Below are 24170 nucleotides of genomic sequence, written 5' to 3' on the forward strand. Positions count from 1 at the left end.
TCGAAAACGAATGCCGGCGCGGCTAGTTCAACACCCGCTTGCCGCCGTCGGGGCTGTCGAGCGAGAACGCGGGGACCTCGATGTCGAACTGTTCGCCGCTCTCGCTCTTCATCTGGTAGGAGCCGGCCATGAAGCCGGAGGCGGTCGTGAGCGGCACACCGGAGGTGTATTCGAAGCGCTCGCCGGGCGCGAGCACCGGCTGCTCGCCCACCACACCCTCGCCGCGGACTTCCTGCTGGCGGCCGACGCCATCGGTGATGATCCAGCGCCGGCTGCGCAGCTGCACGGTCTGCTCGCTGCTGTTGGTGATCACCACCGTATAGGACCAGAACCAGCGGCCATCCGCGGCCGACGACTTCTCGGGCAAGAAGTTCGGTTCGACGGTCACTTCGATCTGGCGAGTCACGGCGCGGTACATGATTGCATTGTAGCGGAAACTTGTCTGGGAACCAATCGTAACGCCATCGTGCTTTCAACACAGTTCCAGATTATGGCACCAGAATCGCGGACTCCGCCGTCCGCACGCGCGATCCTTCTCCGCCGCATCTGCCTAGAGCGGCGGGGAGCACGTGGATGGCGAAGCGGCCGGGTTGTGCGTCATGCGGTCGTCGCCGGCCCGTCGGCCGAATGCTTGAGCCTACGTCGAAAAGCTGGGCACGGCCCAGCTCATAAGTCCTTCGTCGCTTGCGCAAAAAATGCGCAGCCCTACATTCCCCCTGCCGGGGCCCCCCGGGGCCGGCAGCCTTGACGTGGTGCCTGATGACGTCGATTGCCGATCGCCTTGCTGGACCACCCGTTTCCGGAGCTGCCGCGCCTGCGCAGGCGGCGGATGCCGGTGCGGCCGCCAGCTCTGCTGCGCCTGCGATCACCTTCCCGGCGGTGGGCGAGCGCGAGCTGCGGCTCGACCTGTTCCGCGGATTGGCACTGTGGCTGATCTTCATCGATCATCTGCCGCCGAACCTCCTGACCTGGTTCACCATCCGCAACTACGGCTTCTCCGACGCCACCGAGATATTCATCTTCATCTCCGGCTACACGGCCGCGTTCGTCTACGGGCGGGCGATGCAGGATGCCGGCTTCATCGTGGCGACCGCGCGCATCCTGCGCCGGGTCTGGCAGATCTATGTCGCGCACGTCTTCCTGTTCACGATCTTTCTCGCCGAAATATCCTACGTTGCGACCAGCTTCGAGAACCCGCTCTACACCGAAGAGATGGGGATCATGGACTTCCTGAAGCAGCCGGACGTGACCATCGTGCAGGCGCTGATCCTGCGCTTCCGTCCCGTCAACATGGATGTGCTGCCGCTCTATATCGTGCTGATGCTGTTCCTGCCGCTGATCCTGTGGCTGATGCGCTGGCGCCCCGATGTGACGCTCGCGCTCTCGGTCGTGCTCTACGCGGTGACCTGGGAGTTCGATCTCTATCTGACGGCGTATCCGAACGGCTTCTGGGCGTTCAACCCGTTCGCCTGGCAGCTCCTGTTCGTGTTCGGCGCCTGGTGCGCGCTCGGCGGCGCCAAGCGGATGTCGCGCATCCTCAACTCGCCGATCACCCTCGGGCTCTGCGTCGCCTATCTGGTCGCCGCGTTCTGCGTGACCTTGACCTGGTACATCCCGCAGCTCGGTCATCTGATGCCGCGGAAAATCGAGCAATGGATGTATCCGATCGACAAGACCGACCTTGACGTGTTGCGCTTCGCGCATTTCCTCGCACTCGCAGCACTCACCGTGCACTATCTGCCCAAGGATTGGCCGCTGCTGAAATCGCGCTGGCTGCGCCCGTTGATTGTTTGCGGGCAACACTCGCTGGAGATTTTCTGTCTCGGCGTGTTTCTGGCGTTTGCGGGCCACTTCGTGCTTGCCGAAGTGTCCGGCGGCGCCATGATGCACGCGATGATCAGCCTTTGCGGCATCCTCGCCATGTGGGGAGTTGCCTCGTTGATTTCGTGGTACAAGCGTGAGGCCGATAAGGGTGCAGCGCGAAAGGGTGCGCGCAGCAACGCTGATCTGGCTGGAGGGGGCTGATGAAGTCCGTCTCGTGGTTAAGGTTTGGTATCGCGGCGCTGGCTGTTTCGCTGGCGGTGTCGGCGCGCGCCGAAGACGCGCCGCAGAACTGCGAGGTGCCGGCCTACCTGCTGACTACCGAGAGCTCGCTGCCGAAAGTTGCTGAGGCCGTCAAGAACGGCCGGACGCTGGATATTCTGGTGGTCGGAAGCCGGTCATCGGCCATCATCAATACGTCCGACACCAATGCCTACCCCGCCCGGTTGCAGGCATCTCTGAAAGAGAAGCTGCCGTCCGTCACCGTCAATCTCAGCGTCGAGCTGCAGCCGAAGAAGACCGCCGAGGAAATCGCTGGCAATCTTGTTAAACTGGTGGAAGGAAAAAGGCCTAATTTGGTCATCTGGCAAACCGGGACTGTCGACGCCATGAGATCGATCGATCCTGATGAGTTTCGCCAGGCCGTCAATGACGGTGTCGTGACGCTACAGAATGCGGGGGCTGACGTCATCTTGATGAACCTGCAATACAGCCCGCGAACGGAGACGCTGATCTCCGTGCCGCCCTACATCGACAACATGCGGGTGGTGGCGCAACAGCGCGACATCCCGCTGTTCGATCGCTTTGCGATCATGCGGCAGTGGAACGAGCAGGGTGATTTCGATCTGTTCAATCCGACGCATGGGATCGAGCTGGCCAGGCAGGTTCATGACTGTCTCGGCCGGGCGCTGTCGAAGTTCGTCATCGACGCAGCGCATATCGGCCCCGCGCAGAACTAAGGTTTGTTGGGTTCATGACTTTCAACGGGTGTCACCGCGTATCTGAAACATGGGAGAAGCTGTCGGCTGTTGCTGCAATGGCGTTCGCTCTCTCGTTAAGCCCGCACATGGTGCATGCACAGAGCGCCGCCCCGGCTGTGCCGGCCACGCTTCCCGACACGCAGGCCCTGTCGGTCGGTGAGCTGCGACCGTCACTCGGTCACGTCACGGTTGCCCAGGCGGGCAATCAGGCGCCGGGGCAGGTTGCCGCCGTGCGTCCGCTGGCTGCGACCGGGCAGCCGGCGACGACGACTGCGCCGGCAACGACGAGCCCCCAGTCGGGGCCCGGTACGCCGCCCGCGGCTGCGCAATCCGCCGCTGCGACGCCGCCGCAGAAGGGTTTCACGGAGCGGGCGATCGACAAGGTCAAGCAGGTCGCAAAATCCGCCTCCGACATCTTCAACCGCGTGCCGTGCCTGCCGCCGAAGGGTGTTGCGAAGAAGAACTTCATCTCGCTGCCGCATGTCGCAAACAAGCTCGCCTCGGGCCTGCCGGTCGTGATCGTCGCGTTCGGCTCGTCCTCCACGCAGGGCTATGGCGCGAGCGCGCCGGACTACACCTATCCGAACCGGCTCGCTGCGCAGCTGCGCCGGCAATATCCGATGGCCGATATCAGCGTCATCAATGCCGGCGTCGGCGGCGAGGATGCGCCGGAGATGATGAAGCGGCTGGAGACGTCGGTGATCGACCGTCATCCCGATCTGGTGATCTGGCAGGTCGGCACCAACGCCGTGCTGCGCGATCTCGATCCGTCTGAGACGGCCAAGCTGGTCGACGACGGCGTCGCCAAGATTCAGGCCGCGGCGTCCGACGTCGTGCTGGTCGACCTGCAGTATTCGCCGCGGGTCAACGAGCGGCCGGAGAACGCCAGCCGCATGAACAAGCTGCTCAGCCGCGTCGCCGAGCTGCATCACGCCGGCATCTTCCCGCGCTTCGAGGTGATGCGCGACTGGCACGAGCGCCAGGAGATTCCGATGAACGAGTTCGTCATCGCGGATGGGCTGCACATGAGCGACTGGGGCTATGCCTGCTTCGCCCAGCTGCTCGGCGACGACATCATTCGCTCCGTCGGCCAGATCAAGCTCGGCATCAACGCGCCGGCGGACCTGCTGACCTTCCGGCCGATGTGACGCCGAAGGCGTCATCCCGGGGCGCTCGCAGCGCGAGCGAACCCGGGATCTCGATCGACGAGGTGTGCAGCGAGTGGCGAGCAGCGAATAGGGATGAGATCAACTACTCCCTATTCGCTACGCTGCCCTCAGGGCAGCGTCGAGATCCGCGATCAGATCATCCGCATGCTCGAGGCCTGCGGAGAAGCGGATGAAACCCTCGCTGATGCCGAGCTCGGCGCGCGCTTCCGGCGCCAGCCGCTGATGCGTGGTCGTCGCGGGATGGGTCACCAGCGTCTTGGCGTCGCCGAGATTGTTGGAGATGCGCGCGAGCTTCAGGCCGTTGAGCGTGCGGAACGCGCCGGCCTTGCCGCCCTTCACCTCGAAGCCGACCAGGGTCGAGCCGGCGCGCATCTGCTTGCGCACGGTCGCGGCCTGCGGATGGTCCTCGCGCCCGGGATAGATCAGCCGCGAGATCTTCGGATGCTGAGCGAGGAAGTCCGCCACCTTGCCCGCCGTCTCGGTCTGCGCGCGCACGCGCACCGCCAAGGTCTCGAGTCCCTTGAGCAAGACCCAGGCGTTGAACGGCGAGATCGACGGGCCGGTCTGGCGCATGAAGTTGTGGATGTGCTCGGCGATGAAGGCTTCCGACGACAGGATCACGCCGCCGAGGCAGCGGCCCTGGCCGTCGATATGCTTGGTCGCGGAATACACCACGACGTCGGCGCCGAGCGCGAGCGGGCTCTGCCAGATCGGGGTGGCGAACACGTTGTCGACGATCAGCCGCGCGCCATGGGCATGCGCGATCTCGGCGATGGCGGGAATGTCGAGCACGTCGAGGGTCGGGTTGGTCGGGCTCTCCAGGAAGAACGATTTGGTGTTCGGCCTGACGGCCTTCTGCCACTGGTCGAGATCGAGCCCGTCGATCAGCGTCGACTCGATGCCATAGCGCGGCAACAGGTCCTCGACGACGTAGCGACACGAGCCGAACAGCGCCTTCGCCGCGACGACGTGATCGCCGGCGCGCAAGGGTGCGAGGATCGCGGTGGTGACGGCGGCCATGCCGGTCGCGGCCGAGCGGCAGGCCTCAGCGCCTTCGAGCTCGATCATGCGGCGCTCGAACATCGCCGTCGTCGGGTTGGAGAAGCGCGAATAGATGAAGCCGGGATCCTCGCCCTTGAAGCGGGCCTCGCATTCCTCGGCGGTGGCGTAGACGAAGCCTTGGGTGAGGTAGAGCGCTTCGGCGGTCTCGCCGAATTCGGAACGCAGCGTGCCGGAATGCACCAGGCGGGTTTCGGGGCGATAGTGGCTCAGCGACGCCGGCGACTTCGCGGGGGACTTCGACATGTGACCTCCATCGTGACCACGTTCAGAAACGTAGGCACAAAAAAACCGGCCTGGGACAACTCCTCACGGCCGGGATCACAATCGTCCCCGGCCTGTTTAGCGACTTATTTAACGTGGCTGCAAGCCGGCCGGCTCAAATCACCACGGGATAAGTCGTGCTCTTAGTCGCAACCGGCCTTTCCGTCAAGCCTGCCATCGGATAACCGGTAAAAAGACCCTATATAGGCTGATCAGCCGCCGTTCCGGCGCCTGCAAAGGATCAGGTCTTGCCGTTTTCGCTTAGCCCCGACGCCCATGGCATCCTGCCCGACCGCATGATCGTGGCGATGGCGGAGGCCGGTCTGATCATCCCCGCCTATGATTTCGTCGAGAGTCAGATCCAGCCCGCGAGCCTGGATCTGCGGCTCGGCGACGTCGCCTACCGCGTGCGCGCGAGCTTTCTCCCCGGGCCGGGATCGACGGTCGCCGAGCGCATCGACGAATTGAAGCTGCACGAGTTCTCGCTCGCCGACGGCGCGGTGCTGGAGACCAACTGCGTCTACATCGTGCCGCTGCTGGAGAGCCTGGCGCTGCCGAAGGACATCGTGGCGGCGGCGAACCCGAAGAGCTCGACCGGACGGCTCGACGTGTTCACGCGCGTGATCGCCGACGGCACCCGCCGCTTCGACATGATCGGCGCCGGCTATCACGGCCCGCTCTATGCGGAGATCAGCCCCAAGACGTTTCCGGTCTTGTTGCGCGAGGGCTCGCGCCTGTCGCAAGTCCGCTTCCGCTATCGCGACGCGGTGCTGTCAGAGGACGAGCTGAACGCGCTGCATCAGGCCGAGCGGCTGGTCGATCGCGACGACGCCGATCTCGCCGGCGGCGTCGCGCTGTCGGTCGATCTGTCCGGCGCCAATGCCAACGGCTACGTCGGCTACCGCGCCAAGCGCCACACCGGTGTCGTCGATATCGATCGTCGCGCCGGCTATCCGATCGAGGAGTTCTGGGAGCCGATCAAGGCGCGTTCCGACGGCAGCCTGATTCTCGATCCCGGCGAGTTCTACATCCTGGCCTCGAAGGAAGCCGTGCAGGTGCCGCCGGACTACGCCGCGGAGATGGTGCCGTTCGATCCCCTGGTCGGCGAATTCCGCGTCCACTACGCCGGCTTCTTCGATCCCGGTTTCGGTTACGCCGGCGCCGGCGGGCAGGGGTCGCGCGCCGTGCTGGAGGTGCGCTCGCGCGAGGTGCCGTTCATCCTCGAGCACGGCCAGATCGTCGGCCGGCTCGTCTATGAGAAGATGCTGGCGCGACCGAACGCGATGTATGGCAGCCGCATCGGCTCCAACTACCAGGCCCAGGGCCTCAAGCTCTCCAAGCATTTCCGCCTCTAGCCCGGCTGCGCGCGCCAAGCGCACCCCCAATGCGCAGGCCGCACGGGGCGCGCTCCGGCAGTGTGCTAGGAAAGGCTCGGACGATCAGGCGATTGAACGATAAACGGCTGCGACGACGAGCGCGGCCCGGCGGGGAGTGAACATGTCCGAGATCGGCTTGGCCGATAGTCCGGTCGACGAAGGGCGATCGTTGCCGCACGTTGCGAAGCCGGTGCGGAATGCGCTCGTCGATGGACCGATCCTGCGCACGCTGTTGTCGCTGGCCTGGCCGAACATCATCGCGAACTCGGCTGGCACCTGCGTCGTCATCGCCGAGACCTCCTATATCGGCCGGCTCGGCATCGAGGCCCTGGCGGCGATGGCGCTGGTGTTCCCGCTGGTGATCCTCACCATGACGATGTCCGGTGGCGCCATGGGCGGCGGCGTCGCCTCCGCGATCGCGCGAGCGCTTGGCGCTGGCGACACCGAGCGGGCCTCGACGCTCGCCTCGCATGCGCTGCTGATCTCGCTCGTGTTCGGCGCGAGCTTCATGATCGGCATGCTCGTGTTCGGGCCGCGTCTGCTGGAAACGCTCGGCGGCCGCGGCGCGGTGCTGAGCCACGCGGTCGCCTATGTGCAGATCTTCTTCGGCGGGGCCATCCTGCCCTGGCTGATGAACTCGATGGCCGGCATCCTGCGCGGTACCGGCAACATGAAGCTGCCGTCGTTCCTGATCCTGAACTCGGCGCTGCTGCAGATCGTGCTCGGTGGGACGCTGAGCCTGGGTCTGGGATTTGGCATGCGCGGCGTCGCGGCCGGCGCGCTGCTGGCCTTCTGCGTCAGCATCTCGGTGATGGGCTGGTACCTGTTCTCCGGCCGCGCCGGTGTCAGGCCGAAGCTGCGTGGACTGAAGATCAGCCGTGCGATGTTCGCCGACATTCTCAAGGTCGGTGCCATCGCCTGCTTCTCGCCGCTGCAATCGGTGCTGTCGATCGCGATCTTCACGCACATGCTTGCGAGCTTCGGCACGGCCGTGCTCGCCGGTTACGGCATCGGCGCGCGGCTCGAGTTCATGATGACGACCGTTGCGTTCTCCATCGGTATGGCCTCGGTGCCGATGGTCGGGATGGCGATCGGAGCTGACAAAGCGGCGCGCGCCCGCCAGATCGCCTGGACCGCGGGGCTCGTCTCCTTTGCCTCCGTGGGCGCGCTGTCGACCTTGATTGCGATCTTCCCGCAAGTGTGGGTCGACATCTTCACCCAGGACGAGAGCGCGCGCGGCGCCGGCCGGCACTATCTGCAGGTCGCAGCCCCGATGTATGCGTTCATCGGGCTCGCGATCTCGATGTATTTTTCCTCGCAGGGTGCGGCCAGGGTGATCGGGCCGGTGCTGGCGCAGACAGTGCGGCTCATCTTCATTGCCGTGGGTGGCAGCTACCTGTTGCGCCATGCCGCAACCGAGTCGGATTTCTTCATGCTGGCGGCGGCCTCTATGGTCCTGCTGGGCGTGCTGACGCTGACCAGCGTCATGCTCACCCGTTGGGGTCCGAAGCCGGCCGCACTGCAGCTGCGCCGGGCCGTGCTGGCGGCCGGCCGCAGCTCTGGTTCGCAGCCGCCGCCTCGCATCGGCTGAGCCGCTACGCGCGCAGCCTGCCCAACGTGTCCTGCATCGTGCGCGCGCCGAGCTCCATCTGCTGCTCGATATAGGGCGCGATCTCGTGCGGCAGCACGTCGGTGATCCAGATCACTCGGCAGCGCGCCTCGCCGTCCGGGACGATCTGCATCGACGCGCTGTGCTGGGTGATGCGCTCATTCTTGATGGCGTAGACGAGGCGCCGGCGTTCATCGTTGCTGTCGACCAGATGCTCGCGCACGATGCTGCCGTTGGCGAAGCTGACGATGCGGACGTCGCCGTCGAGCCTGGTGTCGACAACGAAGCCGGGTGCCAGCCTGGTATGAACCGCGCCGAAATCGCGCACGGCGTCCCACACCGCGGCCGCCGAGGCTGCGATCGGGATGTCCTTCTGAATGGATGCCATGGCGCTGATCTCACGGGCATACGGCTTCGATGTTGTTGCCGTCGGGGTCGATCAGGAACGCGGCGTAGTAGGTCGGGCTGTAATCGGTGCGTGGCCCGGCGCCGCCATTGTCGCTGCCGCCGGCCTTCAGCCCCTCGCTGTGGAATCCGGCGACGGCGGCGTGGTCGCCCGCGCGGAACGCGACATGCGCGGTGCCGTTGGTCGCGCCCTTGTCGAGATAGAGCCACAGCGCCGGTTCGCCCTTCGGGCCGATGCCTGCCGAGGTCTCGTCCTTGGAGCAGAGGATATGCCCAAGCGGCGCCAGTGCGGCCGTATAGAAGCGGACGCTGGCGTCGAGATTGCCGACCTTGAGGCCGATATGATCGTACATCGATGATCTCCCATGCTTCGCACGCGGCTGCCGCGTGCGCTGGGATCATCCAATCAATGGCGGCTCAATCGTTCTTGGAGAATCTTGCGTTCGCCCCGCGACGCCCTGCGAAATTTTAGTGGCGACACGCCGGCGGCGCGCGTGAAGGTGCGGGTGAAATTCGACAGATCGGCAAAGCCTATGTCGTAGGCGATATCGGTGACGGACGTATCCTCTTCGCTGAGGCGCCGGGCGGCGCGCCGCAAGCGCGCGCGGATCAGATATTGATGCGGGGTGACGCCGATCGTGGCCGCAAACAGCCGCAGGAAGTGGAACGGGCTGACGCCCGCCGTGCGCGCCGCAGCCGCGAGATCGATGTCTTCATGCGCATTGTCGTCGATCCACAACGCGCTCTCGACCGCGCGCCGGCGGTCGCGAAGGCTCGGCTTTGCCGGGCGCTCCTGCAGGCCGGCGACCGTCGCGACGAAGCGGCTGGCGATGAGATGGCCGACCTCGTCGAGGCCAAGGGTCTGCTCGCGGGCGGCGACGGCCTGCGCGAGCTCGCCGAGCACCATGAGCTCCGGCAGTGGTGGCATCGCTCCGGCTTGCCAGGCCTGCCTGTTGCCGCCGATGTCATCGATGACGGCATCATCGAAGAAGAACGACAGGCACTCGTCGCCGCACACGTGATCGTGCGTGCATATGAACTCGTCGCCGGGATGCCCAACCAGCAGTGAGCCGGTGACCAGCTCGAAGAAGCGGCCGCGGTGGTGGCAGCCGAAGCTGCCCTTGCGCACGTAGGACAGCGAGTAGCCGGCATAGTGCTCGGCATAGGGCCGCTCACCCGGAACCGCCGCACAGCGGAACTCGGACACGGTCACGGGGCGGCTCTCGAACAGGATGGTCGCGGTCATCCTGTAAATCTAGCGTATCGATCACGAAAGAGGAGGGGCAGCGTGCGAAATCATCGCACACCGCCAAGGCGCGGCATCACGATGCGCGCGGCCGATCGACGAGCAGTGCGTCGAACAACGTGAAGCCCGTCGTGTGAGGCCTTGCGCCTTCGAGTGACAGCAGTCGCCGCTTGGAGATGGTGCCGCTATTCGGGGACGGCTTGTCCAGGCCATTGCCCACATCGCGCACCCGGTGGCACGGCACGATCAGCACGAATGTATTCCTGGTGAGCGCCTGCGCGATCGAATTCAGCGCCTTGGGCACGTGCAACTCTTCGGCGAGCTCGTCGGCGCTGCGCGTCTCGCCGCGAGGAATGCCACGGATGACATCGTAGACGCGCTGGTTGAACGGCGTCACGCCGCCGAGATCGAGCACGACATCGGAGAAGTCGACGTCCTGCCCACGCAGCATGGCGGTGATGCCTTCGATGGCAAGTTCGATATTCGAGCACGGGCGCTGCTCCCGTGCTTCAGGAAACTGGCGGAATAAGCGCCGCCGGGTCTCGATTTCCCGTGCTTCCGGCAGCTGTACGCCGGTGATGCCGGCGTCGCTCCAGGCAATGCCGCAACGGCCGAGGGCCGTATCAAACATCGTATACCCACGCCCCATGACGCCACCCCAACCCCACGCCAGATCATAGCACTGTCACAATCGCCCGCATCAACTTTGTTAACAATTTGTTAACAGCGCGGCACGACAGGGGCGGGTTTGCCCTGATTTGGGTCATGGTTGTCAAGCGTGCTGACGCGAACCCGTCCGCACGGTATCGCGATGGTGAGATGCGGCGCAGCAACAGCCTGCACGCGACACGAGAATGCGCGGTGTGGCTTTCCCTTCACAAGAGGTCAGACTTCGCGGCGTCATCGCCAGCGAAATCCGCATCATGCGCAAGCCACAGTTCGAGCAAGCTCAGGAACGTGACGACGATGCCGACCGCGATGCTGACATGCATCGCGGATGTGTGAACGAAGCCGAGCAGCCACGGTGCTGCGATCAACCATAGGCCGAGCGCAACCTTCAGCCATTCTTCCCAGTCTGCGAAGGCCACAAGGCCGGCAATCGACAACGCCATCACGGCCACGCCAACGATCTCTGAATCGACCCTCCCGGTGGGGCGGGCGAAGCCGAACAGCCAAGGTGCGCAGGCGAGGAACGCGCCGCACGCCAGCGTGTAGAGATCGAGCGCCGAGGGGCGCGCCATGACCAAGCGGGTCCGGGACGCAACGGACGAGAGTGGCGCGGGGTCGTGGCTCTGCATGATATCGGCTCCTGGAGCTGGGCCGGTCGCCCTGGAGCAGGCACAGGCACCGCCTTGAACTGGCAGAAGCGCAATCCGGACAATCCGTTCCAGCGCCGGTTGCTTGCGCCGATCACGATCGGGCGACCAGGATCTCCGGGCATCGAGGCGCCCACTGCCCGCGACGCGTCCGTGGCAACAAGCCGCTTGGCGAAACGCATCGTCTCGGCTAAGCATTGGCGAGCGCGGGCGTAGTTCAATGGTAGAACGGCAGCTTCCCAAGCTGCATACGAGGGTTCGATTCCCTTCGCCCGCTCCAATACTTAGCTGAACTTTTGCCGACAGTTTTGTCGGCGGTTTTGCAAGGTTTGTTCATTCTCTGGCCTCAAGTTTCTTGATCCGTGCTTTGATCGCAGCCGAGCGGCCGACGTAGCGGCGAATGATCTTCTCGACAGATTCCTCCTCCCACGCGAGCGTCTCGGCGATCTCACGCATGCTGAAGCCGGCGATATAGAACTTCGTCGCTGCCGTTCCGCGAAGGTCGTTGAAGTGCAGATCCAGTTCCGCCATGCCGGCTTCGATCTTCGCTTTATTGAACGAGCTTCCGAAGCCATCCGCTGTCCAGGGGCGACGTTTGGTGCTCGTCAAGATCGTGGTGGCACGCTTTGGAATGCGGGCCAGCACCTCGCGCAGAGTGCCAAAGAGAGGAATAATAGCCTCGCGGCGGTGCCTGCTCTTTCCGGTCGTTAGCACGATTGCGTCTTCGCCGACATGCGACCAGGACAAACGAAGAAGATCGCTCAGCCGCAGACCGGTGTGGCCCGCAAGATCAACGGCGTGCGCTATTTCGGTTGAGCAAGTGTTTCTTATCTGAGCGAGGTCTGAATCGGTCCAGATAATTTCGGAGCGATCATTGCTGTAGAGACGCTTCACGCCCTCGCAGGGATTGCGCGCGATCTTGCCCAGCTCGACAGCGTGAGCGCACACGCGCGACAAAACCTGCATCGCGTAATCGGCAGTGCGTGGTGTTTCGACCCACTGCGCACGCCAGCGGCGGATCACGGGGCGGATTTTCTCCGGGCGGTCGAATTGCGCGGTGCGCAGCTCGCCGAAATGCACCGCGATGCGATCCAGCCACTTGCCCCACTCGTCACGCGTAGACAGGGCCAATTTCTTATAACCCTTGCTTGCTTTGTAGTCGGCAATCACAAATCGGAATCGATTTCTGTCCGGCGTGCGCCGCTGCTCGATCGCTTCATTGTAGGAACTGACAAACTCCGGAGAGCCAGGCTCTCCGCGCAAGGATGGGCCACCACGCCATGCGTAATAGTAGGTCCGCCCTTTCGAGCGAACTTTGGCGATCCCCTTCAGGTCAATCCGCACCATTGCGCGCCTTGAATTCCGCCAACTCGCGATCGAGCTCATCGAGCGCCGCCATTGCGGGCGCGCGGGCTACTATTACGATGCGTCCATCATTAGAGATTTCCATGCTCTGTATCGCAATGCCCGCAGCAACCATGCCGCGCATCGCGCGCGTGATGTCCTGTTGCTTGAATGAGGAGCCGCGCGCCATCTTAGTTTGCCAATCGCTCGGCGAGGAGACGCCTAACATCGGCGTCCCACTGGCGAACGAGCTCAAGCACGTTATCCAATGTCGCTCCGATATAATAATCGGCGCCCCCGACCATCCTAAAGTGTAGAATGACATGACCGTCTTCGGCGCGTAGCATCCGCGTGCAGCTAATCAGTTCGACCTCGTCAGGCATCTCCGTTCTCCTTGGCTAGCCGCTCCATCTGCTGAACGATGCGCGCCCGGTCAATGATGTTGATCTGAATAGCCGGCTCATCGTCGCTATAGTCATCGTCACCAAAGCCGCCGGCTATATCAGTCGCCAAGGCCGTCTTTAGATCGGAAAAACCCATAGTTCCGTCACTGAAGCTGAGGCCCTCAAGCGTTACCGGGTTCAGTGCAAAGAACGGTGCGAGCTTTTTCGCCTTCAGCTCGGCGCGCCATGCGCTCGACAATTCGACCGCCTTCGATGCCGCGACGCCGGCTCGGATGAGAGCGGCCACGAAGCCAATCTCGATCGCATTTTCGATCGTCAGCGCGCGCGCAGTGCCAGGCTCCGTGGGATTGAACTTGGTCTCAAGAATCTTAGGTCGACGGGCATAACCCATCCAATCATTGAACTGACTGCGCGAAGCTCGGCTTGCTTCGAGAACGGACGTAAGAGTGACCATCGAATCGAGTCCTATCTACAACAGAAAGGCAATCTAGATTGATCCTTACTGTTGTCAATAGGGCGCTTTCGGCGCGATCTTGGAATAGGAAATGACGGAGGCTGCGCAAATTGGAGCGGCCTCCGAATGGCGGCTTCCGGATCAGGTTGTGGTCAGCGATCCACTTGCCATCGCAGCCAGATCGAGCAGGATGGTTTGGCACAGCCGGGTATCCGTCGCCTCACACGCCAGTTCCTCATCGGTCAGGTCGCCAGTGCGGCACCAGCGGACCGCCTCGACCTTTACCAGCAACCCCGCCAGCGTTCGGGCAGGCGTCGCCTCGATGCGAGCGACAATCGCGCCGGTTACCTCGTTTGCGGCTATGGTGCGCGCATCGATCGTCTCGATTTCCAGCTCGGCTGAGCGCCGACGATATCCGTCATGCGCCCTGATTAGCTCTCGAACGCGTGTGATCTCCTCGCGCCCGAGATGCGGCTGCTCGTTGCGCAGTCGTTCGATGTCGCGTGGGATAATGCCGCTGTCCGTCGCTCCAAGCCAACGCAGAATCCTCCGGTCGACGGCGCTTCTGTTTCTTGGGCTCAAAATCAGGTGGTAAGCCCGAAGTTCTGCGTCATCATGGACGACGTCGCTGAGGCGATATTGCTCGTTCTCGTGCGCCCAAGCTGCCCTCAATTGCCTTCCGAGCTCAAGCAGCCCGGCGTCCTCGGAGCAGCCTGCGCCAATTGGCGCAAGCAACTCGGTGGCAGGACCGGGCAGTGCCGGTGCGATCGAGGCGGTAACGACGATGGGGGCAGCAGCGATAGCGGTCATGGCAACTCTCCGAGTGATGGGGGCGCCCGCATTGGGCTCTTGATCATCACCCTGCTTCTGGCCGGAAATCGGTTTGGGAGTGGCGCCAAGCGAGCCGCAGAAGGCTTCCTGACAGGCCTTGTCGGCGGGAGTGCCGTTCGGCGCTGCCGGGTCGGTTGTCGCATTGCGCGCCTGCTCTGGCGCGTCGGCAGGACTCAGGATCGGCAGGCAGGGCGGGAAAATCGGACGCTGGAAGGTCATGGGTGGAGCTCTCGGATATCGGCTTATCAGGGCCGTTGCCGGTGACGGACCGGCAGCCGGGAGCTGATAACCTTCCGAAAGAAAGGCGGCGGCGCTTTTAAGGGTTGCCCCTCTGGACATGGCGCGGCCCTCCCGGCATCATAATGCCAGGTCGAGGCGCACGCCAATGCGCCGCTTCATTCAGCCGCGATCGTCCCGACGCCAATCGGGAAACGGTATGCTGACCAAGCATGGTGCGGCTATATTTCGGTCCGGGTTATCAGGCCCACGGACACCTTGCGCTGATTTGGTAAAAAAATCCACCCCTACCCGGGGGCGCTTCGGCACGCGTCCCGATTTCTGCTGTCTCAGCAGTTAGTGAAGCCAGTTCCTAGGCAATCTGCCGGCGACGACCGAGGAACGGAGGCCGTGCATCCTCCCTTGCTCTCGCGCGCCGGTTGAGATTGGATGGCAGGTGGGGAGAAACGGGGGGCAACAACCATGCGATTGATCCTGAGCGCCGCGCTCTGCTGCGCACTCAGCGGCTGCGCTGCCGCACCGAAAATGGTCTGGGTCCGCGTCGACGGTCAGCCAGCGAAAGACAATCCAGTCCTGCGCACACAATACGAGGTCGACGCCACGGCATGCCTGGGCGAGCGCAACAAGGCCGCGCTATCTGGCGTCACGTTTACCGGCGGCGGCATCGCTGGTGCCGTCGCCGCTGTGGAGCGGTCTGACGCGGCAGATACCGTTGCGCGCGGGTGCATGGCCGAGAAGGGTTATTTGCTCGTCAAGGAAGAAGAGGCCGCGCAGAAGGGCGCCGAGCTTGCCGCCATCGCCGAGCAGAAACGGCAGCAGGAGGCCGCGGCTGCAACCGTTGCAGCGTCTCCGAGAACGAAGAGATCCGGGACAAAGCCGTCCACGTGAGCTGAGCGCCGGAGGAAGGCCCGTCATCGAGGCAGGTGTGAGTCTGCTGGCGGGTATCGGACTGTTCGGCCTCGGTGCAGCGCTGGGACGTCGGCGCACCTATCGCGTTTTGCGCGCTGATCCCGGCATCGATCAGGCATCTTGAACGCGCACCTTTCGGGCTTTGCTAGACGGCGACTATCACGCTCGACGACCACGCGCTGAGCACCCCCAGGGAGCGCTGTGTCGCGACCTGAAGTTCATACGTATGGCCGGTCGAGAAACCGGAGACGACCAGCGTCACGGTGGTGCCATTGGAGCTGGCGCTGCCTGACGGCGTCTGCACCCAGGCCCCTGCACCGATCCGGAATTGCACCACATAGGTAACATCAGCGCGCGCGGGATCATCGAAGGTCAAGGTGATGGTGCCGCCGGCGGCGGTGCCCGCGAGATGCTGCGGCACCGGCAGCGTGTCGCCGGGATTGTCGTCGCCGGTGGTCGGCTGCATGCCCTCCTCCGTTCCCGGATCCCAGGCATCGATCTCGTTGGTGTTGACCGTGATCCATTCGAAGGTCAGCCGCGCCGCCGAGATGTCGATCACGGCCTTGCCGATCTGGACGATGGTGTCGGCGAGGTCCGGATGGCGGTCGTCCTGAATTCGCACCCAGCGCTCTCCGAGTGCCGCGATGCCGTACAGCGTAGTGGTGATGGTGCCTTTGCGCCGCGGATTGATCTGCGCGATCTTGCGCTTCATCAGCCGCCGACCTTGCGCGTGGCTCTGCACCCAGGTCAGGTCGATGGTCTGCGAACGGCTGCGGCCGCTCTCGAAGATCGCGGTTTCGTCGCGCCAGGCGAGCCCTGGCGAGGATTTGTACTTGTTGTCCGGATCGGTGAAATTCCACTCCAGGGTATTGACGCTGCTCTCGTCCTCGATGCCGTTGTCGACCGACAGCGCCAGGATATGACGCTGCGGCAAGGTCACCCTCGGCTCGCGATACTTGCCGACCTTGATCGACAACGTGCCGTCACCATTGAACGTGTACCAGCCGTCGCAGGCGGCCATGATGCCGTCGAGCACTGCCGCCGGTTCGGTCTCGGAATTCCACGATCCCGAGGCTTGATAGCGCGGCTCGGTAGCGCCGTCGCGGCGACCGACGAGCTCGTCGCAGATCGAGGCCTCGGTCATCAGCGCATCGAGCACCGGCGCGATGCAGGCGGCGCGATCGAAGCCGAGGCCGTGCGCGGCATTGGTAACGAAGTCGATCGCCTGCAGCACGGGATTGTAGCTCGGTCCCAGCGTTGCGATATTGTCGGGGTCCTGGCCGGGCACCCGCGGGTCCCACACCGGCAGCCAGTCCGCCAGCGCGGACGGCTGCGGCAGGCCTTGCGGATACACCGCCGAGAAGTTCTCCGCCCTGACCGGCCCTGCCGACATGAACAGGCTGGCGATGCCGTCGCCGCGATGGCTGTAGGTCCAGATATCGGGCATGGCCTGGACCGGACGGTCATAACCGGTCTCGGTTGCGTGCCCGATGCGATATTCGATCACGATCGGCGGATGGCCGCCCGATGACGGATCGGCGCCCGCCGAATAGCGGAAGTCGGAGGTGCCGACTGCTCCGGTCACCGAGGAATCCGGCAGCACATTGGCCTCGTCATCGTGCAGGTAGACCTTGAGGAACCTGCAGATCTGACCCTTGTGCAGCGCCTGGATCGTGAAGGCTGCGCCGTTGCGCACCTCGAACAGCGCGTAGTAGCCGGCCAGCCGCACCCGGCCATAGGCGTAGATATGCGGCGGAATCGGCTGGCGCAGCGGCTGATGACCGTTGGAGGCTTTTGGCAGGTCGCGCGCGCTCGGCTGACCGAGCAGATATTGCAGGCCGACCGTCGTCGCGAGGATCACCGCGGTGCCGATGATCGAGGCCGTGGTGGCCGTGACCGCGGTGATGCCGACCGCGTCCAAAATCACAAAGCCGATCGTGTCAACCATGGGGAACCGACCATGCCCGAATAAATGGTGACGGCCCCGCAAGCACGCCCCGCTTGGTCCGAGCGAACCACAGGCCGCGGCTCTTTATCGCCATGGCGCCTGCGATCCTGATTCCTCCATTGCCGTCTGGAGAAAGCACGTCGAGCAGTCCAACGTCCCCGTCAGCCGCGCCGTCGGATTGCGGCAAGCCGAGCCGATCGGCGATCATCTGAGCACGTGTCAGAAACAGCTCGCGATCGAGCTGCAGCCGCAGCGGGGATATGTAGCCGTCAGCGAGATAGGCCGCTCGCGCGTCCTGTCCACGCGCGAGCGCGATCCAGCCAACGACGAATTCGAAGCATGGATCGTCTACGTTCGGAGCCTCACGCGTTGCCGAGCCCAGATAGTTCTTCAGCAGCTCGGCCGCTGATATTTGATCCTGATGTAGCACCGCTGAATGTCCTTCCTGACTTCGGGAGAAACCTGACCGCTGCCCGTAGTGCTGCCGGCGACGTTGCCCGGAATCGTATTGCCGTGATCGGGAGGCAGCCTACGGTTCAGACTGCCTCCCGCCCGGATCTCGCCAGTGCGTCCGTGGCGCGATCAAGTCTTGAGCAGCTTCACCGCTTCAGAATGTGCGAGGCCGCCACCGACGCGCTTGTACGCGTAGAACAGCACATTCGGCTTATTGGTGAAGGGATCGTGGAGCATCTTGATGCCCACACGATCAACGATCAAGTAGGCCAACTTGACGTTGCCGAACGCGACGGGCGCGTTGCCAGCACCGATGTCTGGGTAGCTCTCATCGAACTCGACCGGATAGCCAAGCAAAGACGGCTGAGCGCCGGCGGTGAGACCATCGCGCCAGATATAATCGCCGTCGCCGTTCTTGAGCTTGTCGATCGCGGCCGCGGTATTGCTGTTCATGAGCCAGCAGGATCCTTGACGATAGACAGCGCGAACGGCCCACATCAAGGCCTTGAGGTCGTCCCCGTTGATCGCGGCGCCTGTAGCTGATTGGATGTATTGCAACGTGCCCCACGGCCGGACCAAGTCGGTAGCGGTCGACGTCGGATATGACAAAAGGCCGCGCGGCTGCTTGATCCCATTGCCAGTCGTGAAGCCGATGCCTTCGGCACGGGCGAACTTGTCACCAATCTTGCCGGTCACCCATCCACCAATGTTGATGTAACTATCGTCGAGGATCCGTTGCGTCACCGGTTGGTTCGCGGAAATCTCAGAGAGCGGCACCCGCAACATTCCGACTTGCGCCGTCTTGCCGACCGGCCGATCCTCCTGCTCGCCAACCCAAGTGCCGGCGACTTCATCGGTGTCCAGCGGCTCTTCCCATGCATCGCCGTTAGCGATCGTCTCCACGCGAGCCAGGCGTCGCATCGGCGACAGATCGTAGATGCGCTTCGTCATCGTCGACGAAATGTTGGGTAGCACGAGATAGCCGCCGTCGGGATCAGAACCGATGCTGTTGGTTTTCACTTCGGCGAAGACCGAATTATCGCCAGTGCGAACGAAGCTGCCCAATGCCTTGCACTCTGCAGCCAGACCCTTGCCATCGTCATCGACGACACCGCCGCCCGCGAGCCTGGAGCGGTTGGTCTTCTTCTCGATCTCGTCCTGGCGATCGCGGATCCCCTTGACGTCGGCCGTGATCTTCGTGATCGCCTCGGTCATGGTCTTGGTCAGAGTGGTCACTGCCTGCTTGACCTCATCGTCATCGCCGGCGCCGCCACCGTCCTTGAATTCGAGTGGAGGAAGAACGTGTTTCATTTTGAAAGTCCTTTGATCGCGTTTGCGAATGCTGTGGCTTGATCTCGCACGTGGCGAGCCGTGTCCGCTCCGTCTGCGTCGCGCAGACCGGCTGCGGCCTTGAAGCCGTGGATCGCCACGGCCTTCGCGAAGGCGCGAGAGAACCCGGCATCTCGCAGGAATTCTTCGAACGCCCTCAAATCTGTGATTCTCGAAACCTCTGCCGCCGATTTCACGGCCATGATCCGCGCCGACGTGTTCATTGGCAGCGGTAGCAACGAGACTTCGTCGAGCCGGACGGTCTTCAGGACGCGATTGCCGTTGGATCGGCCGGTATCGGTCGCACGGTAGCCGATCGACATCGAGAGGACGCCGTCGCGAGCTAGGGCGTACGCCTCGCGAGCCCGTGCGACCTCGAGCGTAAGACGCCCTTTGACGCGAAGACCTGCTGGATCCTGCTCCATCTCGATCCATTTGCCGATCGGCTCGCCAGATCGGTGATGCCACAACATCGCCGGCATCGTGCCGGCCGCCCGGTGATCCGCCAGTGTCTTGGTGAAGGCGCCAGGCGCAACGACATCGCCGCCCAGGTCGACGTTGCCGAACGTGGAGGCGTAACCTTCGAGCGTGCCTGGCGTATCAGTGCCGGCAAACTTGATTGACAGCGGGACGCCGTCGATTTCAGGAATTTTGCGAAGAACCGGCTCGTTCATCTGCCACCCGTGCAGCAAAGCGTGAGGAATTCCGCGCAACGCGCAGCTGCGAATTGCAACCACTGCCGGCGGAAACCTTCGCCTCGTCTGTCCAGCGTCGCGCTGGCACTCGCAAGGTGGCTATTCGGGAGGGCCCCAGCATCGCGCTGGCAACCGATAAACGAGAGCCGATTTCGCTTCTGATCGATTCGCGGAAATGTTGCAAGCATGCTTCGTATCACCCGTGTCCAGCGACCGGCGACGCGCCGAGTTCGAGTTGATCGGCCATCTCGCGGAGTTCTGCCGCGCATTGCTTCGCGCCGACGATCGCGGCCGTCATGATCGCGCCGTGCGTAACAAACGCACGGGCCATCGGCTCCTGCGGCAGCTCCTGCCCTGACCAAGCATTCATGCTCTGCTGAGCGAACGCCGCCGCCAGATCGTCAATGTTGCTCATTATGTGCCTCCCGCATTTCGCTTGATAAGCGTTCGATCTCCGCGCGCACCTTTGCGTCTCGCAGAAGACGCCATACGGTCATTCGATTGGGAGCGCGGTAGCCTGCACGGAAAGCCGCCGCGAGCGGCTCGAGTTGTGACACCGCAATGGCGCGCGCGAATGCGGCGGGCCGCGGCCGAAGGCCAGGTGCGCGGGTACGCGTCGATGGCTTCAACGTTCCACCACCGACGGCTGGCGCGTCGCGACGGCGCGGCCGCTTGCGCATCAACGCTTCAAGCTCTTCGAGATCAGCGTCGATCTCGGCAAGCTCAGTTTCGTCGATGAACCGGCGTTTCACGTCGTCTCCCTCGTGTAACATCTTTGCTCGACAAAAAATGATTCTGCTAACCCTCGAAAAACAGCGTGTTGTTTGGACACCGGTCCCGAGGTGCTGGCGCTCGGAGATTTGATGCCCCCCCGTGTTGGCAGCAAAATAATCATCGTCGCGCCAATGAGCGCATTGGCTGATCCGCGAACAGCGCTCAGTGACGCTGTGGAAGGCGCTGGCGCATTCGCTGGAGATCGCGCTAGCTTTTGAGCCTCGAGGCGAATGCAGCTTCCCGCCACGTCCACGCTTGAACGATGCGCGTTACTGGCATCGCACCGCCTGATCGCGTGTGCGAATTTTCGATACGGAAGAAAAAAATCCTCCAATGTGGGGACATGCGGTAGAAAGGAAAGAGACTTCTTGGGGATTTGACCGGCCCCCTGGCCACGATTGATCGTCATGACGAGCCGCCTCCGCATGCTACGGCAGCACGGGTACGCGACCGCTGCGCCAACCGGGCACGCGAGACAGCTTCACTCAGCAGGTCATCGTCGAGCAGGTGACGACGTTCCAATGCGCTGAGCCGATCCCGCTCGGCCTCGCTTAGCTCACCCAAGATCAGCCAACCTTCCGGTCCCAACCTCCGAGCTATGCGATTTTGAACGACCTCTGGCGCCTCTTGCTTCCCTTGGAAGGCCAGCAGTCTTTCCGCTGCCTCGCTCGCCGTTCGCGCGCGTAGAGGTTCTATTGAAGGTTCTATTGAAGGTTTAGGCCGCACAGCTATGCGGCCTGGTTTTCGGGCTGGTTGCGGCCCGGCCGGGCCGCATTCAGCCCGGTCAGGGGAGGCGATATCGGCATTCGACCGGGCCGCATTTTGCGGCCTGGTCAGACTGGGCATGTGCAGCTGATAGACGAAGGTTTGCCATTGGCCCCGGCGCTTTGGTGGCCGGCTAATTGTTAGGAAACCGCCATCTTGCAGTTTCTTCGTCTGTCGCTGAACCGTGTCGAGGGACATGCCAGTATTCGCCGCAAGCGTGTCTTGCGAAGGCCAGCAGATCCCATGTTCGTCGGCATAGTTCGCCAGGACGAGGAGTAGGAGCTTACGCGCCGGCGGCCCGACGATTTGTTCGACGGCCCACGCTGTCGCCTGCCAACTCATTCGCGCTCTTCCGAACAGGCGGGTGCGAAGATCTCAGTAAGGAAGCGGGCGCGCGCTTCCGGCCTTGCGCGGCCCCACGCGTCTCGGAGCAGCCGCAGGTCAGCAACCGTGCCACTCGCGGCGGCCATTCCGGCTTTGGTGCGTTCGCTGATGCGTGCGCGGACGGCGGGATCAGCCATACGCGCCGTGGTCAGGATGCTGATCCGGGCGCGGTCATCTGCGCCCATTTTGGAGCGGGGCTTCATGCCACGCCCCCCTGGCCGGCGTTTTGCTTTCCGCCCGTAACCAATTGATCCGTCTTAATGCGCCAAAGCTCTGTTTTGCAGCCATCATCTTGATTCGGCTCGCTAACAGCTAGCTTCCCAAGCTGCATACGAGGGTTCGATTCCCTTCGCCCGCTCCAGTGTCTGCCAAAAATCGAAGAATGACGCCGACTTAGCCGCGGACCGCTGCCGGCGTTTGCGCCTCTCGCCGCTTGGCGTAGATCGCCTCGATCTCCTTTGCGAAGGCGCGCTCGATCGCCGGGCGCTTGTTCTTCAAGGTCGGCGTGATCAGGCCTTCCTGCACCGTCCATGGCTCCAAGGTCCAGTGCACGGCCTTCGGCGTCGCGTAGGACGGATAGGCCTTCACGGCGCGGGCGATGTGCCGCAGCAATGATGCGGCCTCGGCATCAGTGCCGCGCTGGCCGTGCGCCGCAAGCCTTGCCTGCTGCTCGGCCCAGCCCTTGGCGTTGAGCACGACGATCGCGGCCAGGAACGGACGGTTCTCGCCGATCACGATCGCCTGCTCGAACAGCGGATCGGTCAGGATCGCGGTTTCCAGATCGGCGGGTGCGATCTTCTCGCCAGTCGAGGTGACGAGGATGTCCTTGATCCGCCCGGTGATGGTGATGCGGCCATGGTCGATGCGGGCCTGGTCGCCGGTGTGCAGCCAGCCATCGGGCTCCTTGACGCGCGCGGTCTCCTCCGGCTTGCGCCAGTAACCGAGCATCACGTTCGCGCCGCGCACCATCAGCTCGTCATTGGTGCCGATGCGGACCTCGATGCCGGGCAAAGCGCGGCCCACGGTGCGCGGGTCGTTGTCGTCGAGCGTGTTGACGCTGACGACCGGCGAAGTCTCGGTCATGCCGTAGCCCTGCAGCACCTCGAGCCCGAGCGCGAGGAACAGCCGCACCACCGGCTCGGCGATCGGCGCGCCGCCGCTGACGGCCACGTGCAGCCGCCCGCCGAACCGCGCCAGCACCTTGTCGGCGACGAGCCGCTTCAGCAGCGGCCATGCCACGCGGTCGAACGCCGGGAGCGTCGTCGCGCGCCCGTGCTGCGCATCGAAGCGGCGGCCGCCGATTGCGAGCGTCAGATCGAGCAGCGCGCGTTCGAGCGGACCTGCGATCGCGCGGTGATGCATGACCAGCGAATAGATCCGCTCGTAGATGCGCGGCACGGAAATCAGGATCGTCGGACGGACCTCCAGCAGGTCGTCCGACAGCTGCTTCACCGAGCGCGCATAGGCGACGCAGGCGCCGATGGCGATCGGGTAGGAGTAGCCTGCGGTCCGCTCGAACGTGTGCGACAACGGCAGGAACGACAGGAACACGTCGTCGGGGCTTGCCGCGAGCCGCTGATGGATCGCCTTGAGGTTGGACACGACGTTGTCGTGCGACAGCATCACGCCTTTCGGCCGCCCCGTCGTGCCCGATGTGTAGACGATCGCGGCGAGGTCGTGAGGATCGATGGCGGGATCGTCGTGGGGTGGCTCGGCATCGGCGTGGGCGCCCAGCCAGGCCTGGAGGTCGATGACCCGCGGATCACCGCCAGGCGCGCGAGCCGTTCGCACGTCAGCGCAGACGATCCGCCTGATATCGGGAAGGGCTTCGCCGACCGCCGCGATCTCAGCCCAGCGCTCGTCGGAATCGACGAGCAGCAGCCGGGCGCCGGAGTCAGCGAGGATGTAGGCGATGCTGTCGGCATTATCGACCGCATGCATCGGCACTGGAACCAGCCCGCGCGACAGCGTCGCCTGGTCCATGGCGAGATGCGCTATACCGTTCGGCATCAGGATGGCGATGCGCTCACCTCTGCCGAATCCCTCGGCCGCCAGCGCCCGTCGCCAGCGATCAACGACGGCGTCGATCTCGCGCCAGGAAAAGCTCGCCCATGCGCCGCGCTGTGGGTCGAAATGGCGATAGGCCGCCTTGTCCGGGCTCAGCCCAACCCGCCAGCGCCACAGCTCCGGCAACGTCGAAACCGCAGCCAGCGAATCGGCCGCGCTCATGTGATGATCGGGTGGATTTGATTGCTGCACGCCCATCTCCGGCGGTCCTGGGCTCCGTCGCCATGTGAGCGTCTTGCCGCGGCGGATCGGGACCGACGTTGACGTAGCGCAATCAGGTGGCGCTGGCTCGTCCGTCTCGGCATGGGAGCCCGGCAATCGGAAGGTTTCA

Annotated in this window: 26 protein-coding genes, 1 tRNA gene and 1 riboswitch; of the genes, 7 read left to right on the forward strand and 20 right to left on the reverse strand. The window is 63.8% G+C overall.

Annotation, left to right across the window (positions count from 1 at the left end; all coding sequences use genetic code 11):
- Positions 1 to 22: 22 nt before the first annotated feature.
- A complete protein-coding gene (gene apaG, locus LQG66_RS27150) occupies positions 23 to 418 on the reverse strand; it encodes a Co2+/Mg2+ efflux protein ApaG (protein ID WP_231318693.1) in 396 nt (131 codons plus the stop codon).
- 341 nt (positions 419 to 759) lie between these two features.
- Here apaG and LQG66_RS27155 point away from each other — a divergent pair, with 341 nt between their 5' ends.
- The 3 genes from LQG66_RS27155 to LQG66_RS27165 are packed head-to-tail and all read left to right on the forward strand — an operon-like array spanning position 760 to position 3949.
- Positions 760 to 2025, forward strand: coding sequence for an OpgC domain-containing protein (locus tag LQG66_RS27155; protein WP_231318694.1), 1266 nt, complete (start codon positions 760 to 762; stop codon positions 2023 to 2025).
- Positions 2025 to 2780 (forward strand): SGNH/GDSL hydrolase family protein, encoded by a 756-nt coding sequence (locus LQG66_RS27160; RefSeq protein WP_231318695.1) that lies wholly within the window; start codon positions 2025 to 2027, stop codon positions 2778 to 2780. The genes LQG66_RS27155 and LQG66_RS27160 overlap by 1 nt, the downstream gene beginning before the upstream one ends.
- Positions 2781 to 2794: 14 nt before the next feature.
- Positions 2795 to 3949, forward strand: coding sequence for an SGNH/GDSL hydrolase family protein (locus LQG66_RS27165; RefSeq protein ID WP_231318696.1), 1155 nt, complete (start codon positions 2795 to 2797; stop codon positions 3947 to 3949).
- A gap of 117 nt (positions 3950 to 4066) precedes the next feature.
- Here the strand turns inward: LQG66_RS27165 and LQG66_RS27170 are convergent, their stop codons facing one another.
- Positions 4067 to 5275, reverse strand: coding sequence for an O-succinylhomoserine sulfhydrylase (locus LQG66_RS27170; protein ID WP_231318697.1), 1209 nt, complete (start codon positions 5273 to 5275; stop codon positions 4067 to 4069).
- A 75-nt stretch (positions 5276 to 5350) separates the two neighbouring features.
- A riboswitch (SAM riboswitch) is annotated at positions 5351 to 5430 on the reverse strand.
- A gap of 111 nt (positions 5431 to 5541) precedes the next feature.
- Between LQG66_RS27170 and LQG66_RS27175 the strand changes: the two genes are divergently transcribed.
- Complete coding sequence (locus tag LQG66_RS27175; protein ID WP_231318698.1) at positions 5542 to 6648, forward strand: 2'-deoxycytidine 5'-triphosphate deaminase; 1107 nt, start codon at positions 5542 to 5544, stop codon at positions 6646 to 6648.
- 142 nt (positions 6649 to 6790) lie between these two features.
- Positions 6791 to 8260: an MATE family efflux transporter gene (locus LQG66_RS27180; RefSeq protein ID WP_231318699.1), complete on the forward strand. Its 1470-nt coding sequence runs from the start codon at positions 6791 to 6793 to the stop codon at positions 8258 to 8260.
- Positions 8261 to 8264: 4 nt separating this feature from the next.
- On the opposite strand, the gene LQG66_RS27185 is transcribed toward LQG66_RS27180, so the two are convergent.
- The 5 genes from LQG66_RS27185 to LQG66_RS27205 all read right to left on the reverse strand — a co-directional run bounded on the left by LQG66_RS27185 (position 8265) and on the right by LQG66_RS27205 (position 11227).
- Positions 8265 to 8666 carry an SRPBCC family protein gene (locus tag LQG66_RS27185; protein ID WP_231318700.1) on the reverse strand — a complete coding sequence of 134 codons (402 nt, stop codon included), beginning with the start codon at positions 8664 to 8666 and terminating at the stop codon, positions 8265 to 8267.
- Between the two features lie 10 nt (positions 8667 to 8676).
- A complete protein-coding gene (locus LQG66_RS27190) occupies positions 8677 to 9036 on the reverse strand; it encodes a VOC family protein (RefSeq protein ID WP_231318701.1) in 360 nt (119 codons plus the stop codon).
- A 53-nt stretch (positions 9037 to 9089) separates the two neighbouring features.
- Positions 9090 to 9929 (reverse strand): helix-turn-helix transcriptional regulator, encoded by an 840-nt coding sequence (locus LQG66_RS27195; RefSeq protein ID WP_231318702.1) that lies wholly within the window; start codon positions 9927 to 9929, stop codon positions 9090 to 9092.
- A 76-nt stretch (positions 9930 to 10005) separates the two neighbouring features.
- Positions 10006 to 10578 (reverse strand): methylated-DNA--[protein]-cysteine S-methyltransferase, encoded by a 573-nt coding sequence (locus LQG66_RS27200; protein WP_231318703.1) that lies wholly within the window; start codon positions 10576 to 10578, stop codon positions 10006 to 10008.
- A 226-nt stretch (positions 10579 to 10804) separates the two neighbouring features.
- Positions 10805 to 11227 carry an SPW repeat protein gene (locus LQG66_RS27205; protein WP_231318704.1) on the reverse strand — a complete coding sequence of 141 codons (423 nt, stop codon included), beginning with the start codon at positions 11225 to 11227 and terminating at the stop codon, positions 10805 to 10807.
- Between the two features lie 224 nt (positions 11228 to 11451).
- Between LQG66_RS27205 and LQG66_RS27210 the strand changes: the two genes are divergently transcribed.
- Positions 11452 to 11525: transfer RNA gene (locus tag LQG66_RS27210), tRNA-Gly, on the forward strand.
- Positions 11526 to 11578: 53 nt separating this feature from the next.
- Here LQG66_RS27210 and LQG66_RS27215 read toward each other — a convergent pair.
- The 4 genes from LQG66_RS27215 to LQG66_RS27230 form a co-directional block, all read right to left on the reverse strand.
- Positions 11579 to 12592: a site-specific integrase gene (locus LQG66_RS27215; protein WP_231318705.1), complete on the reverse strand. Its 1014-nt coding sequence runs from the start codon at positions 12590 to 12592 to the stop codon at positions 11579 to 11581.
- Complete coding sequence (locus LQG66_RS27220) at positions 12579 to 12845, reverse strand: hypothetical protein (RefSeq protein WP_231318706.1); 267 nt, start codon at positions 12843 to 12845, stop codon at positions 12579 to 12581. The genes LQG66_RS27215 and LQG66_RS27220 overlap by 14 nt, the downstream gene beginning before the upstream one ends.
- A gap of 119 nt (positions 12846 to 12964) precedes the next feature.
- Positions 12965 to 13447: a hypothetical protein gene (locus LQG66_RS27225; protein ID WP_231318707.1), complete on the reverse strand. Its 483-nt coding sequence runs from the start codon at positions 13445 to 13447 to the stop codon at positions 12965 to 12967.
- A 141-nt stretch (positions 13448 to 13588) separates the two neighbouring features.
- Complete coding sequence (locus LQG66_RS27230; protein ID WP_231318708.1) at positions 13589 to 14497, reverse strand: hypothetical protein; 909 nt, start codon at positions 14495 to 14497, stop codon at positions 13589 to 13591.
- Positions 14498 to 14977: 480 nt separating this feature from the next.
- Between LQG66_RS27230 and LQG66_RS27235 the strand changes: the two genes are divergently transcribed.
- Positions 14978 to 15403 (forward strand): hypothetical protein, encoded by a 426-nt coding sequence (locus LQG66_RS27235; protein ID WP_231318709.1) that lies wholly within the window; start codon positions 14978 to 14980, stop codon positions 15401 to 15403.
- Between the two features lie 166 nt (positions 15404 to 15569).
- Here LQG66_RS27235 and LQG66_RS27240 read toward each other — a convergent pair whose 3' ends face one another.
- The 9 genes from LQG66_RS27240 to LQG66_RS27280 form a co-directional block, all read right to left on the reverse strand.
- Positions 15570 to 17372, reverse strand: a complete 1803-nt coding sequence (locus LQG66_RS27240; RefSeq protein ID WP_231318710.1) for a phage tail protein — start codon at positions 17370 to 17372, stop codon at positions 15570 to 15572.
- Entirely contained in the window at positions 17365 to 17802 is a 438-nt protein-coding gene (locus tag LQG66_RS27245) for a hypothetical protein (protein ID WP_231318711.1), read from the reverse strand. Before LQG66_RS27245 ends, LQG66_RS27240 begins: the two co-directional genes overlap by 8 nt.
- Before the next feature lie 152 nt (positions 17803 to 17954).
- Complete coding sequence (locus LQG66_RS27250; RefSeq protein WP_231318712.1) at positions 17955 to 19136, reverse strand: phage major capsid protein; 1182 nt, start codon at positions 19134 to 19136, stop codon at positions 17955 to 17957.
- Positions 19133 to 19828, reverse strand: a complete 696-nt coding sequence (locus tag LQG66_RS27255) for an HK97 family phage prohead protease (RefSeq protein WP_231318713.1) — start codon at positions 19826 to 19828, stop codon at positions 19133 to 19135. The genes LQG66_RS27250 and LQG66_RS27255 overlap by 4 nt, the downstream gene beginning before the upstream one ends.
- Before the next feature lie 217 nt (positions 19829 to 20045).
- Positions 20046 to 20264: a hypothetical protein gene (locus LQG66_RS27260; protein WP_231318714.1), complete on the reverse strand. Its 219-nt coding sequence runs from the start codon at positions 20262 to 20264 to the stop codon at positions 20046 to 20048.
- The gene (locus LQG66_RS27265) at positions 20251 to 20601 is read right to left on the reverse strand and encodes a hypothetical protein (protein WP_231318715.1); all 351 of its coding nucleotides are present in this window, start codon (positions 20599 to 20601) and stop codon (positions 20251 to 20253) included. The genes LQG66_RS27260 and LQG66_RS27265 overlap by 14 nt, the downstream gene beginning before the upstream one ends.
- A gap of 427 nt (positions 20602 to 21028) precedes the next feature.
- Positions 21029 to 21730: a helix-turn-helix domain-containing protein gene (locus LQG66_RS27270; RefSeq protein ID WP_231318716.1), complete on the reverse strand. Its 702-nt coding sequence runs from the start codon at positions 21728 to 21730 to the stop codon at positions 21029 to 21031.
- Positions 21727 to 21975 carry a hypothetical protein gene (locus LQG66_RS27275; protein WP_231318717.1) on the reverse strand — a complete coding sequence of 83 codons (249 nt, stop codon included), beginning with the start codon at positions 21973 to 21975 and terminating at the stop codon, positions 21727 to 21729. Before LQG66_RS27275 ends, LQG66_RS27270 begins: the two co-directional genes overlap by 4 nt.
- A 190-nt stretch (positions 21976 to 22165) precedes the next feature.
- A complete protein-coding gene (locus LQG66_RS27280; protein ID WP_345778918.1) occupies positions 22166 to 24001 on the reverse strand; it encodes an AMP-dependent synthetase/ligase in 1836 nt (611 codons plus the stop codon).
- Positions 24002 to 24170 lie beyond the last annotated feature (169 nt).

This window comes from Bradyrhizobium ontarionense (assembly GCF_021088345.1).
Classification (GTDB): Bacteria; Pseudomonadota; Alphaproteobacteria; order Rhizobiales; family Xanthobacteraceae; genus Bradyrhizobium; species Bradyrhizobium ontarionense.